At 69.6% G+C, this 13268-nt stretch carries 9 protein-coding genes; 8 read left to right on the top strand and 1 reads right to left on the bottom strand.

What is annotated here, in order from left to right; all coding sequences use genetic code 11:
- The first annotated feature begins 2 nt into the window (after window positions 1–2).
- A complete protein-coding gene (locus D455_RS0104720; RefSeq protein WP_086003340.1) occupies window positions 3–413 on the top strand; it encodes an ABATE domain-containing protein in 411 nt (136 codons plus the stop codon).
- A gap of 35 nt (window positions 414–448) precedes the next feature.
- On the opposite strand, the gene D455_RS0104715 is transcribed toward D455_RS0104720, so the two are convergent.
- Window positions 449–1288, bottom strand: a complete 840-nt coding sequence (locus D455_RS0104715; RefSeq protein WP_017569613.1) for a PAC2 family protein — start codon at window positions 1286–1288, stop codon at window positions 449–451.
- Window positions 1289–1646: 358 nt separating this feature from the next.
- Here D455_RS0104715 and metH point away from each other — a divergent pair, with 358 nt between their 5' ends.
- The 7 genes from metH (at window position 1647) to D455_RS0104680 (ending at window position 13229) form a co-directional block, all read left to right on the top strand.
- A complete protein-coding gene (metH, locus tag D455_RS0104710; RefSeq protein ID WP_083922138.1) occupies window positions 1647–5117 on the top strand; it encodes a methionine synthase in 3471 nt (1156 codons plus the stop codon).
- A 259-nt stretch (window positions 5118–5376) separates the two neighbouring features.
- Window positions 5377–6090 carry an HAD family hydrolase gene (locus D455_RS0104705; RefSeq protein ID WP_017569611.1) on the top strand — a complete coding sequence of 238 codons (714 nt, stop codon included), beginning with the start codon at window positions 5377–5379 and terminating at the stop codon, window positions 6088–6090.
- 224 nt (window positions 6091–6314) lie between these two features.
- Window positions 6315–6818, top strand: a complete 504-nt coding sequence (locus D455_RS0104700) for a hypothetical protein (protein ID WP_051064577.1) — start codon at window positions 6315–6317, stop codon at window positions 6816–6818.
- A gap of 570 nt (window positions 6819–7388) precedes the next feature.
- A complete protein-coding gene (locus D455_RS0104695; protein WP_017569609.1) occupies window positions 7389–8438 on the top strand; it encodes an ABC transporter permease in 1050 nt (349 codons plus the stop codon).
- A gap of 104 nt (window positions 8439–8542) precedes the next feature.
- On the top strand, window positions 8543–10291 hold the full coding sequence (locus D455_RS0104690) for an ABC transporter substrate-binding protein (RefSeq protein WP_017569608.1): 1749 nt from the start codon (window positions 8543–8545) through the stop codon (window positions 10289–10291).
- 88 nt (window positions 10292–10379) lie between these two features.
- Entirely contained in the window at window positions 10380–11393 is a 1014-nt protein-coding gene (locus D455_RS0104685) for an ABC transporter permease (protein ID WP_017569607.1), read from the top strand.
- A gap of 45 nt (window positions 11394–11438) precedes the next feature.
- Window positions 11439–13229, top strand: coding sequence for an ABC transporter ATP-binding protein (locus D455_RS0104680; RefSeq protein ID WP_017569606.1), 1791 nt, complete (start codon window positions 11439–11441; stop codon window positions 13227–13229).
- Window positions 13230–13268: the final 39 nt, after the last annotated feature.

The following is a 13268-nucleotide window of genomic DNA, read 5'->3' as shown; positions in this document are numbered from 1 at the left end:
TCATGACCACCCCCACGCGGCCCAGCACGGCCGCCGAACTCATCGCCGACTTCGTCTCCACCGGTGGCGGGCTCACCGACCGGGCCGACCTCGCGCGGTTCCTGCGCGAGCACCGCCTGACCACCGAGGGCGCCATTCCCATCACCCTCGCCGACCTCGACGAGGCCATCGCCCTGCGCGACGGTATCCGGGCCGTCCTGGAGCAGCGTTCCGAACCCGACCACGAGGCCATCGCCCGGGGACAGAAGGTCCTGGACGGCCTCCGGGTCACCGTGCGACTGCAACCGTCCCGCGACACCCCCGTGCCGCTGGCCCCCGCCGTCGTGGACGAGGTCCGCCGCGGCCTGGCCCGCATCGCCGGGGCCTGGGCCTCGGTCCTGGCCACGGGGGAGTGGCGCCGCATGCGGGTCTGAGCGCACCCGGCGGGCTCCGCGGGGCGCCGCCGGGCTCAGCCCTCGTCGTGGCGGCGCAGGTAGCGCTCGAAGTCCCGGGCGATCGCGTCACCGGACGCCTCGGGCAGCTCGGCGGTGTCCTTGGCCTCCTCCAGGCCGCGCACGTAGGCCGCGATGTCCTCGTCCTCGGCGGTCAGCTCGTTGACGTTGGACTCCCACGACACCGACTCGTCGGGCAGGTCCCCCAGCGGCACGCGCAGGCCCAGGAAGTCCTCGACCCACGCCAGCAGCGCCAGGGACGCCTTCGGGCACGGCGGCTGGGCGACGTAGTGGGGGATGGCCGCCCACAGCGACACGGTCTCGATGCCCACCGCGCTGAACGTCTCGTGCGCCACGCCCACGATGCCCGTCGGGCCCGCGTAGGTGGTCGGCTCCAGCCCCAGGGTGGTGCCCAGTTCCATGGGGGAGGCCATACCGGTCACCGGGATCGGCCGCGTGTGCGGGGCGTCCGCCAGCAGCGAGCCCAGCATCACCGCCCGCTCGACGCCCAGCTCCCGCGCGATGGCCAGCAGGTCGGCGGTGTAGGAACGCCACCGCATGTTCGGCTCGGGACCGGTCACCAGCACCACGTCGCGCCCCGACCCCGGCGGCGTCGCCACCTGGACCCGGGTCGTGGGCCACTCGACCCCGCTGACCACGCCGTCCACGACCGACATGCGCGGCCGGGTCACCTGGAAGTCGTAGTAGTCATCCGGTGCCAGCGCGCACAGCTCGTGGGCGCCCCACTCCCTCGACAGGTGCTCCACGGCCAGACTGGCCGCCTCACCGGCGTCGTTCCATCCCTCGAACGCCGCCACCATCACGGGGTCAACAAGCTCCCGGACGAGCTTGGCCATGTAACTTCCTCCCAGCACGCGGACGGAGTCCACCCTATGGGGTGCGCCCCTGCTTGGAAACCGCGATCCCGCGCCCGTGCGGGCGGCCGTCCCCGGTGGTGTCTCCGTGGTGATCCCGGCCCGGAAACGGACGGAAATTCGTCTGATTGGGCGAGGCTGAGCAGCGTCGTCGCGCATATGGTGGGACTCGCGTCTCACATGGCGAAATGCCTGGTGAGGCGGCCTCTACGCCGGCGGCCGCGGTGGACGCGGCCGTCCCGGACACCCGATCCGCCCCGCGCCGGGGACCCGCCCAGTGCCACGCGTCACGGGGACACCTTCTGGGTCGCCGCGGTGCTCCGACATAGAGTTACGAAGCATGAGAGCAAGCCCGACCTTCCGTGAAGCACTGTCCCAGCGTGTCATCGTGGCGGACGGAGCGATGGGCACCATGCTCCAGGCGCACGATCTCGACCTCGACCAGTTCGAGGGGCACGAGGGATGCAACGACATCCTCAACCTCACCCGTCCCGACATCGTCCGTGACACCCATGCCGCCTTTCTTGCCGTGGGTTCGGACGCCATCGAGACGAACACCTTCTCCGCCAACTTCGGAGGCCTCTCCGAGTACGGCATCGAGGACCGCGTCTACGAGATCGCCCACGCCGGAGCGCGGGTGGCCCGCGAGGCCGCCGACGCCCACTCCAGTCCCGACCACCCCCGCTACGTCCTGGGTTCCGTGGGGCCCGGCAACAAGCTGCCCACCCTGGGCCACGCGCCCTACGCCCTGCTGCGCGACCACTACGAACAGTGCGCGCGCGGCCTGATCGACGGCGGATCCGACGCCGTCCTCATCGAGACCTGCCAGGACCTGCTCCAGGTCAAGGCCGCCGTGGTGGCCGCCGACCGCGCCCGCAGGGCCCTGGGCAGGGACGTGCCGATCATCGCCCAGGTCAGCATCGAGACCAACGGCACCATGCTGCTCGGCTCGGAGATCGGCGCCGCGCTGACCTCCCTGGAACCGCTCGGTATCGACGTCATCGGCCTCAACTGCTCCACCGGCCCCGCGGAGATGAGCGAGCACCTGCGCTACCTGTCGCACCACTCGCGCGTCCCCATCTCCTGCATGCCCAACGCGGGCCTGCCCGAGCTGGGCCCCAACGGCGCCGTCTACAACCTCTCCCCCGAGGAGCTGGCCGACGCCCACGACACCTTCACCTCCGAGTTCGGCCTGAGCCTGGCCGGCGGCTGCTGCGGCACCACCCCCGAGCACCTGCGCCAGGTGGTCGAGCGGGTCCAGGGCCGCGGGATCAGGAACCGCAAGCCGCTGGTGGAGCCCTCCGCCTCCTCGCTCTACCAGAGCGTGCCCTTCCGCCAGGACGCCAGCTACCTGGCCGTGGGCGAGCGCACCAACGCCAACGGGTCCAGGAAGTTCCGCGAGGCCATGCTGGAGGAGCGCTGGGACGACTGCGTGGAGATCGCCCGGGACCAGATCCGCGACGGCGCCCACATGCTCGACCTCAACCTCGACTACGTGGGCCGCGACGGCGTCGGCGACATGCGCGAGCTGGCCTCGCGCTTCGCCACCGCCTCCACGCTGCCGATCATGCTCGACTCCACCGAGCCGCCCGTCCTGGAGGCGGGCCTGGAGTCCCTCGGCGGCAGGAGCGTGGTCAACTCGGTCAACTACGAGGACGGCGACGGGCCCGACTCCCGCTTCACCCGCATCATGCGGCTGGTCAAGGAGCACGGCGCCGCCGTCGTGGGCCTGTGCATCGACGAGGAGGGCCAGGCGCGCACGGCCGAGTGGAAGGTCCGCGTCGCCAGCCGACTCATCGAGCAGATCACCGGCGAGTGGGGTCTGCGCACCGGGGACATCGTCATCGACTGCCTCACCTTCCCCATCACCACCGGGCAGGAGGAGACCCGCCGGGACGGTCTGGAGACGATCAACGCCATCCGCGAGCTCAAACGCCGCTACCCGGACGTGCAGACCACCCTGGGCCTGTCCAACCTGTCCTTCGGCCTCAACCCGGCCGCCCGCATCGTGCTGAACTCGGTGTTCCTGCACGAGGCCGTCCAGGCCGGACTGGACTCGGCGATCGTGCACGCCTCCAAGATCGTGCCCATCAACCAGATCCCCGAGGACCAGCGCGAGGTCGCCCTCGACATGGTCTACGACCGGCGCACGGACGACTACGACCCGCTCTCGCGCTTCATGGAGATGTTCGAGGGCGTGGACGCCAAGTCCATGAAGGCCTCCCGCGCCGAGGAACTGGCCGCCCTGCCGCTGTGGGAACGCCTGGAGCGGCGCATCATCGACGGTGAGATGGCCGGGATCGAGGCCGACCTCGACGAGGCTCTGGAGTCCAGGCCCGCCCTGGCGATCGTCAACGACACCCTCCTGGCGGGCATGAAGACCGTCGGCGAGCTGTTCGGCTCCGGCCAGATGCAGCTGCCGTTCGTGCTCAAGTCGGCCGAGGTCATGAAGGGCGCCGTCGCCTACCTCGAACCGCACATGGAGAAGAGCGACGACGACGGCAAGGGCCGCATCGTCCTGGCCACCGTCAAGGGCGACGTCCACGACATCGGCAAGAACCTCGTGGACATCATCCTGTCCAACAACGGCTACGACGTGGTCAACATCGGCATCAAGCAGCCGGTGTCGGCGATCCTGGAGGCGGCCGAGAGCGAGCGCGCCGACGTGATCGGCATGTCCGGCCTGCTGGTCAAGTCCACGGTCATCATGAAGGAGAACCTGGAGGAGATGAACTCCAGGGGCCTGTCCGAGCGCTTCCCGGTCCTGCTGGGCGGCGCCGCGCTCACCCGCTCCTACGTGGAGCAGGACCTGGCCGAGATGTTCGACGGCCACGTGCGCTACGCCAAGGACGCCTTCGAGGGCCTGCGCCTGATGGACGCGTTCATGGCGGTCAAGCGCGGTGAGGAGGGCGCCGAGCTGCCCGCCCTGCGCCAGCGCCGCGTGAAGTCGGGCGCCAAGCTCAGGGTGACCGAGCCCGAGCGGATGCCCGCCCGCAGCGACGTGTCGACCACCAATCCGGTGCCCAAGCCGCCCTTCTGGGGCGACCGGATCAGCAAGGGCGTCCCGCTGGCCGACTACGCCGCCTTCCTCGACGAGCGCGCCACCTTCATGGGCCAGTGGGGGCTCAAGGCCGCCCGCGGCGGCAACGGGCCCACCTACGAGGAGTTGGTGGAGACCGAGGGCCGCCCCCGTCTGCGGATGTGGCTGGACCGCATCCAGACCGACGGCCTCCTGGAGGCGGCCGTGGTGCACGGCCACTACCCCTGCTACAGCGAGGGCGACGACCTGGTGGTGCTGGACGAGGACGGGGCCGAGCGCACGCGCTTCACCTTCCCGCGCCAGCGCCGGGACCGCCACCTGTGCCTGTCCGACTTCTTCCGGCCCAAGGAGTCGGGGGAGCTGGACGTGGTGTCCTTCCAGGTGGTGACCGTAGGACCGGCGATCAGCCGTGCCACCGCCGAGCTGTTCGAGAAGGACGCCTACCGCGACTACCTCGAACTGCACGGTCTGTCGGTGCAGCTGACCGAGGCGCTGGCCGAGTACTGGCACACCCGGGTGCGCGCGGAACTGGGCTTCGCGGGTGAGGACCCGGCCGAGCTGGACGCGTTCTTCAAGCTCGGTTACCGGGGCGCCCGCTTCTCGCTGGGCTACGGGGCCTGCCCCGACCTGGAGGACCGTGCCAAGATCATGCGCCTGCTGGAGCCCGAGCGGGTGGGCGTGACCCTGTCGGAGGAGTTCCAGCTGGTGCCGGAGCAGGCCACCGACGCGATCGTGGTGCACCACCCGGAGGCGACCTACTTCAACGTCTGATCGCTCCGGCGGTTCCGCGCGGGCGCGTTCGGCCCCGTCCTCCCCTGGCGGAGGGCGGGGCCGACGCGTGCGCGGCCGGGAGTGTGGGACAGCTCTCCATCCGCCGTGGCCCAAGTGTTCGTAGTGTGGAAAGGACGCTGACAGGTCCTCTTCACGACGCGGGCGCCCCGCGTCCAGCACGCTGATGACGCACACCACATGACACACGAGGGGAGAGCGTGGTGCCCTCCGGCCCGGCCCGGAACGCGCCACCGAACGTATGAGCGAGCAGAGCACGCTGAGCCCTGAAGCCTCCGAGACCGTGGTCTCCGGGGGCGCACGCCTCCAGGCCGTCCTCCTGGACATGGACGGCACCCTCATCGAGAGCGAGCACCTGTGGTGTGAGGCCGAGGCCGAGCTGGTCGCCGAACTGGGCGGGGAGTGGACCGACGAGGACCACCGGCGCAACGTCGGCAACGCCGCCGAGCCCGTGGGCCGCTACATCATCGACCTGACCGGGGCCCACCACCTCACCCCGCGCGAGGTCGCCGACCTGCTGTACACGCGGTTCCGCGTCAAGCTCGCCGGAGGCGCCCAGCTGCGTCCGGGGGCCAAGGAACTGGTGACCATGCTGGCGCGCAGCGAGGTGCCGGTGGTCCTGGTGACCTCCACCGAGCGATCGCTGGTGCAGGCGGCCATCGGCGGGATCGGCCTGGACAACTTCGACGACTCGGTGGCCGGGGACGAGGTCGAGGCGAACAAGCCCCACCCCGACCCCTACCTCAGGGCCGCCCGCCGTCTCGGGGTGGACCCCGGGCGCTGTGTCGCCTTCGAGGACTCGGTGGTCGGCGTCGCCTCGGCGGCCGACGCCGGGTGCGTCACGGTCGCCGTGCCCAACCACGTGGAGATCCCGCCGCGCGAGGGCGTGGTGTTCCGGGACAGCCTGGTGGGCGTGGACCTGGACTGGCTGGAGTCGCTGGTCGCCCAGCGCTGACCGGAACCACCGCTGGTGTGACGTGGGGCCCGGTCCGCGCTGATCACGGTGGATGACGCGGGTTCGGGCCGGTGCGGTCCGCGGTGGTCCGGCCGGCACCGGACGATCGCGGTAGCGTGGGGAGAGGGCCTCTCCGGAAACGGGCGCCGGACCGGGGGCCCGCAGGACACTCCCTAGGGGATCGACCGGATGTGCGTTCCGGCGCCGGATGCGAGACTGGGCCCATGCCTGAGAACCTGACGTGGATAACCGGTCTGGCCCTGGGAGGCGGCCTCACTCTCGTGGGCCTGGTGATCTCCTTCTTCGTGTGGCGTGCCAAGGGCGCGGCCTCGGGCCTGCGCGGCGTGGCGTGGTCGCTGCTGCCGCTGGCCGCCGGCCTGATCGGGCTGATGAACGCCGTCTGGCAGTTCGTCATGAGCGTTTTCGGCATCCTGGCCGGTCTGCTGTTCAACCCGCTGGTGTGGGCCGGTGTGGCCCTGGCGGGCCTGGCGGTGGTGCTCTACGTGGTCTCGGGGGTCATGCGCGCCCGTGACGTGGGAACCCGGCCCAGGGGGAGGAAGAGGACGTCGGAGGCCGCCGAGGAGGGCGCGCGCCCCGGTCCGGCCGCCGCCTCCTCCTCCGGGACGAAGGGACAGGTGGGCTCGGCCCCCAAGCAGTCCGGCGGTGCCGACGACCTCTCCGACCTCGGCGACATCGAGGAACTGCTCCGCAAGCGCGGCATCGAGTAGGCGCGCCGCGCGCCTCGCGCACCTTCTGACGACGACCCCGCTACGATGGGGTCGTCGTTGCCGTGTGCGTCCTCTTCGTCACGGAGTGACGCATAGCACTTGCCATAGCGTGCCCCTTTCCCGGCCGAACCGGTACGCGTCCGGTCGTATCGTGGGTCCGGTGTTATCAGGGCATCGCCCCAGCTCGCGGCCGGTCATCCGATGAATGCGTACTATGTGGCCTTTTGTTGTTATATGGGCCTTTTAACGTTTTTTGTCACGATTTAGATACATGATCGGATATTGGACGTTCTGCGCTCAACCTGCGAGTAAGTTGGTCGCTGTGTAACAGCCCGGGCGCCACGGTCCCGGTGTGTCCAACTCCTCAGGTGATGTGGCACACTCTCGCGGGCCGGGTCGGCGGAGGCGGGACACCCTCCCGCCGCGTTGACGCGGCGCCCACGCCAGCCAGTGTCGAGAACCGGCCGGCCCCACTGTGAGACTCCGCAGGTCACCCCTCCACGCGGACCTCTGGTGGGTTCTGTCCCGTTCCCCTCGGCCAGAAGCGTATGAGTGGAGAGTGGTGGCCTGATGAGCGCACCCTCGCATGCCCCCGATTCGGCGGAGCAGGCGGAGAAGACCGACGCCGTGAACGGTGCCGCGCAGGCCGACGAGGTTCGCGGAGACTCCCAGAACCGTTCCCTGCGCCAGATCGCCTGGCAGCGGTTGCGCAAGGACAAGGTCGCGATGATCTCCGGCATCGTCGTCGTCCTGCTCATCCTGGCCGCGATCTGCGCGCCCCTGCTGGCCAAGTGGTTCGGGCACCCGCCCAACCAGTTCCACCAGGACCTCATCGAGCCGACCACCGGCCTCCCGGCGAACGACCCGGACAACCCGAGCCCGTTCGACACCGACCCGTGGGGTGCGGTCAGCGCCGACCACCTGCTGGGCGTGGAGCCCGTCACCGGTCGCGACCTGTTCAGCCGCATCGTCTACGGGGCCCAGATCTCCCTGCTGGTGGCCTTCCTGTCCACCCTGCTGTGCGTGGCCATCGGTACCGTCATGGGCATCATCGCCGGGTACAAGGGCGGCTGGGTCGACACCGTCATCAGCCGGGCCATGGACGTCTTCCTGGCCTTCCCGCTGATGCTCTTCGCCATCGCCCTGGTGGGCGTCATCCCCGAGGGCGTCTTCGGGCTGACGGGCAACGGGCTGCGCATCGGCGTCATCGTCTTCATCATCGGCTTCTTCAACTGGCCCTACATCGCCCGCATCGTCCGAGGGCAGACCCTCTCCCTGCGTGAACGGGAGTTCGTCGAGGCGGCCAGGAGCCTGGGCGCCAGCAACCGGCACATCCTGTTCAAGGAGATCCTGCCGAACCTGGTCACGCCGATCATCGTCTACTCGACCCTGCTCATCCCGACGAACATCCTGTTCGAGGCGGCCCTGAGCTTCCTCGGAGTGGGGATCAACCCGCCCACCCCGAGCTGGGGCAAGATGCTCTCCGACGCGGTGCCCCTGTACGCGAACGCGCCGTACTTCGTCGTCTTCCCGGGCCTGGCCATCTTCGTCACCGTGCTCGCGTTCAACCTGTTCGGTGACGGCCTGAGAGACGCCTTCGACCCCAAGACCTCCGACTGATCCACGGTCACCGGAGACCGTCCCGTCCGGTTTCCGCCCGGCAAGGGATCCGACCACAGGTTGATCCCACCATTCCCCATCAGGTTCGCATGAGAGGCAGTTCCTTGAGGAAACGCACACTCGGCTTCGTCGCGCTGGGCGCGGCGGCGTCCCTCCTTCTTTCCGCCTGCGGAGGCGGCGGCTCCGACGACGGTGGATCCGCGACCGGCGCCACCTTCAACCAGGGGGCGACCGAGGTCGTCAACCCCTCCGACAAGACCGGCGGCACCCTGCGCTACGCCATCGCCGCGGACTTCGACTCCACCGACCCGGGCGACACCTACTACGGGTTCAGCTGGAACTTCAGCCGCTACTACGCCCGTACGCTGCTGTCCTTCAAGCCCGCTCCCGGTCAGGAGTCCACCGAGCTGACCACGGACCTGGCCACCGGCATGCCGACGCCGAACGAGGACTTCACCGAGTGGACCATCCAGATCCAGGAGGGCCTCAAGTACGAGGACGGCACCGAGATCACGGCGCAGGACATCGAGTACGCCATCGCCCGTTCCAACTACAACGGCGGTGAGCTGCCCAACGGCCCGCGCTACTTCCAGGCGCACCTGGACCAGGAGAACTTCAACGTCTACGAGGTCGACAACCCGCTGGAGACCCTCACGGCGATCGAGACCCCGGACGACCACACCCTGGTCTTCCACCTCAAGGACTCCTTCTCCGAGTTCCCGTACGTGCTGGCCCAGTCGCAGACCGCCCCGGTGCCCATGGAGGCCGACAAGGGCGCGCTGTACAAGCTGGACGTCCTCTCCTCCGGTCCGTACAAGTTCGACGGCGAGTACGAGCCCGGCGTGAAGCTCGACCTGGTCCGCAACGAGCACTGGGACGCCGAGACCGACCCGATCCGCCCGGCCCTGCCGGACAAGGTCACCGTCGAGATCGGCGTCGCCCAGGAGGAGATCGACCAGCGCCTGGTCAACGGCGACATCGACGTCGACCTGACCGGTACCGGCGTCGGCCCGGCCATGGCGGGCACCCTGCTCACCGACGAGTCCGTCCAGAACAACCTGGACAACCCGTTCACCGGTGCGCTGCGCTACGTCAACATCCACACGCCGATCATCGAGGACGTGTCCTGCCGCCAGGCCATCATGTACGCGGCCGACCGCGACAGCCTGCACCGCGCCTGGGGCGGCGAGACCGGCGGCGACATCGCCACCAACCTGCTCCCGCCGACCCTCCCCGGAGCGAACCCGGACTCGAACCTGTACCCGTCCGAGGACAACAAGGGTGACCTGGACGCGGCCCGGACCAAGCTGGAGGAGTGCGGCGAGCCCGACGGCTTCAGCACCACCATCGCCGTCCGCGAGGGCCGTCCCGAGGACGTCGCCACCGCCGAGTCCCTCCAGCAGTCCCTGAAGCGCGTCGGCATCGAGCTGGACATCCAGAGCTTCCCGGCCGAGGACTTCTTCGCCCAGTACGCCGGTTCGCAGGACTACGTCCGTGAGAACGAGATCGGCCTGAGCGTCTCCGGCTGGAGCCCGGACTGGGCCACCGGTTACGGCTTCGCCTCCAAGATCACCGACGGCGACGCCATCCAGGCCACGGGCAACTACAACACCTCCGAGCTCGACGACCCGGAGATCAACGCCCTGTGGGACGAGGCCCTGGCCACCGAGGACCCGACCGAGCGGGCCGAGATCTACGAGCAGATCGACACCCTGGTCATGGAGCAGGCGGCCATTCTGCCCGTCGTCTTCGACCGTTCGCTGTACTACCGCTCGGACGAGCTGACGAACGTGTACCACACGTCCGCGTACGCGATGTACGACTTCATGGCCCTGGGCGTGGACCGGGGTTAGAGCCCCGACCGGCCTGAACTAGTACGAGAAGGCAGGTGAAGGCGGCGGGGGTGCCACGGCCCCGTGGGTACCCCCGCCGCCGACCGCGATGCTGAACTACATTCTCCGCCGCCTCGGTGCGGGGCTGCTGCTGTTGGCCGTCGTCACGGCGGTGACCTTCTGGATCTTCTACGTCCTGCCGCGTTGGGCGGGCGTGACTCCGCGCGGCATGGCCGCGCTGTACGTGGGCAAGGCACCCACCCCCGAGGCGCTCGACGCCACGGTGGAGCGGCTCGGTCTGGACCAGCCCGTCGCCGTGCAGTTCCTCGACTTCATCAAGGGTCTGCTGCTCGGCCAGGAGTTCTCCTTCGGCCGGGAGACGGTGGAGTGCGCGGCACCCTGCCTCGGTTACTCCTTCACCACCAACAGCCCCGTGCTGCCCCAGCTGCTCGATCGCCTGCCGGTCACCGGTTCGCTGGCCCTCGGCGCGGCGATCATCTGGATCATCGGCGGCGTGGCCGTCGGCGTCCTGTCCGCGGTCAAGAAGGGCAGCCTCTTCGACCGCATGGCCATGGGCACCGCGCTCGTGGGCGTGTCCATGCCGATCTACTTCACCGGTCTGCTGGCCCTGGCCTTCCTCGTGCACGAGTGGGAGCTGTTCCCGGTCTCGCGGTACGTTCCCTTCAGCGAGGATCCCTTCGCCTGGTTCCAGGTGATGTTCCTGCCCTGGGTGACCCTGGCCTTCCTGCACGCGGCGCAGTACGCGCGTCAGACACGTGCGGGCATGCTGGAGGTCCTGGGCGAGGACTACATCCGCACCGCCCGCGCCAAGGGCCTCAGCGAGCGCCGCGTGATCTTCAAGCACGCGCTGCGCCCCACGCTGACCCCCATCGTGACCATCTTCGGCCTGGACCTCGGCCTGGTCCTGGGCGGCGCGATCCTCACCGAGACGGTGTTCTCCCTGAACGGCATCGGTGCCTACGCCATCGACGCGATCATCAGCAAGGACCTGCCCGTGGTCCTCGGCGTGACCCTGATGGGCGCCGTCTTCATCGTCATCTGCAACCTGGTCGTCGACCTGCTCTACCCGGTCGTCGACCCGCGCGTGCGGATCGCCGCGTAACGCGCGACAGCGTTGAACAGAGCAGCTCTAGCGAAGGAAAGTGACATGGCCTCGACCGAGCCCGTCGTCCGTGTGGACGACCTGCGGGTGACGTTCCCGACCATGGACGGCGACGTCCAGGCGGTGAACGGTTTGTCCTTCGAGGTGCCCGCCGGGGGCGCCCTCGGCATCGTGGGCGAGTCGGGCTCGGGCAAGAGCGTGACCTCGCTGGCGCTGATGGGCCTGCACCGGGGCAGCCGGGCGCGGATCACCGGCACCATCGAGGTCGCCGGCCAGGACGTGGTCAGCGCCTCGGACAGGAAGCTGCGGCAGATGCGCGGCAACGACATCGCCATGGTGTTCCAGGACCCCATGCAGTCGCTGCACCCGCAGTACACGATCGGCAACCAGCTGATCGAGGCCTACAAGATCCACAAGCCCAAGGCCTCCAAGGCCGAGGCGCACAAGCGCGCCGTGGAGTCGCTGGGCCGGGTGGGGATCCCCGAACCCGAGAAGCGGATCAACTCCTACCCGCACGAGTTCTCCGGCGGTATGCGCCAGCGCGTGGTCATCGCCATGGGCCTGATGTGCGACCCCAAGGTCCTGCTCGCCGACGAGCCCACCACCGCCCTGGACGTGACGGTGCAGGCGCAGGTCCTGGACCTGCTGGACGAGCTGCGCCGCGACCTGGGCATGGCGCTGATCCTGGTCTCGCACGACTTGGCCGTGGTCGCCGGTTCCGTGGACGAGGTCGTGGTCATGCGCCACGGAGTGGCGGTGGAGCGCGGCGACGTGCGCACGGTGCTGGCCGAGCCCGAGCACCCCTACACCCAGAGCCTGCTGGCGGCCGTGCCCCGCGTGGAGGTCTCCCGCGCCCAGCGCCGCGCCGAGGACCGGGCCGACCGGGCCGAGAGGGAGAAGCGCGAGGGCCGGGCCGCCGGGTCGGGCGAGTTCGCGGCCTTCTCCCCGCCCGCCACCGGTTCCGACACCAGCAGGGGGGACTCCTCCGAGGAGACCCCGCTGCTGCGGGTGGAGGACGTGGCGCAGCGGTTCCGCGTGCGTGGTGGCACGTGGGGCAAGGCCACGGACTTCTGGGCGGTCAAGGGCGTGTCCTTCGACCTGCACCGCGGTGAGACCCTCGGCGTGGTGGGCGAGTCCGGATCGGGCAAGAGCACCCTGTCGCGGATGGTGATGCGGCTGCTGGAGCCGACCAGGGGACGGGTGGTGTTCGAGGGCCGCGACATCACCCACATGCCCGAGCGGACGCTGCGTCCGCTGCGCCGTGACGTGCAGATGGTGTTCCAGAGCCCGTACTCCTCCCTCAACCCCCGTGTGACGGTGGGCGACGCGATCGGCACCGCGCTGCGGGTGCAGGGGGAGAAGGACACCAAGAAGGTCCGCCGCCAGGTGCAGGAGCTGCTGGAGCGCGTGGGTCTGGAGGCGGGACACTACAACCGCTTCCCGCACGCGTTCTCGGGCGGACAGCGCCAGCGGATCGCGATCGCGCGGGCGCTGATCCTCAAGCCGAAGCTGATCATCTGCGACGAGCCGGTGTCGGCGCTGGACGTGTCCACCCAGGACCAGGTGCTGCGCCTGCTGTCGGAGCTCCAGGACGACTTCGGCCTGACCTACATCTTCGTGGCGCACGACCTGGCGGTGGTGCGCCAGGTCAGCGACCGGGTCGCGGTGATGCGTTCCGGGGAGATCGTGGAGATGGGCGACAGCGACTCGGTGTACGAGAACCCGAGCAGCGACTACACCCGCCAGCTGCTCAACGCCGCTCCGGTGCTGGACCCGGACCAGGCGCGAGAGCTGCGCGCGGAGCGCGTGGAGAGGTACGGCAAGGCCATGGCCTAGGGGCCGATCCCCGGGGCGGGGCCCCGCGCGAACAGCGAC

Origin of the sequence: Nocardiopsis halotolerans DSM 44410, assembly GCF_000341065.1 — a bacterium.
GTDB lineage: Bacteria > Actinomycetota > Actinomycetes > Streptosporangiales > Streptosporangiaceae > Nocardiopsis > Nocardiopsis halotolerans.
This window is presented reverse-complemented; position numbering and strand designations above follow the sequence as displayed.

What these genes read in the sequence shown, in the direction of transcription:
- D455_RS0104705 (WP_017569611.1), top strand. Translation starts at nt 5,377, where the DNA reads ATGAGCGAGCAGAGCACGCTGAGCCCTGAAGCCTCCGAGACCGTGGTC.
- D455_RS0104680 (WP_017569606.1), top strand. Translation starts at nt 11,439, where the DNA reads ATGGCCTCGACCGAGCCCGTCGTCCGTGTGGACGACCTGCGGGTGACG.
- D455_RS0104715 (WP_017569613.1), bottom strand. Translation starts at nt 1,288, where the DNA reads ATGGCCAAGCTCGTCCGGGAGCTTGTTGACCCCGTGATGGTGGCGGCG.
- metH (WP_083922138.1), top strand. Translation starts at nt 1,647, where the DNA reads ATGAGAGCAAGCCCGACCTTCCGTGAAGCACTGTCCCAGCGTGTCATC.
- D455_RS0104685 (WP_017569607.1), top strand. Translation starts at nt 10,380, where the DNA reads ATGCTGAACTACATTCTCCGCCGCCTCGGTGCGGGGCTGCTGCTGTTG.
- D455_RS0104700 (WP_051064577.1), top strand. Translation starts at nt 6,315, where the DNA reads ATGCCTGAGAACCTGACGTGGATAACCGGTCTGGCCCTGGGAGGCGGC.
- D455_RS0104720 (WP_086003340.1), top strand. Translation starts at nt 3, where the DNA reads ATGACCACCCCCACGCGGCCCAGCACGGCCGCCGAACTCATCGCCGAC.
- D455_RS0104695 (WP_017569609.1), top strand. Translation starts at nt 7,389, where the DNA reads ATGAGCGCACCCTCGCATGCCCCCGATTCGGCGGAGCAGGCGGAGAAG.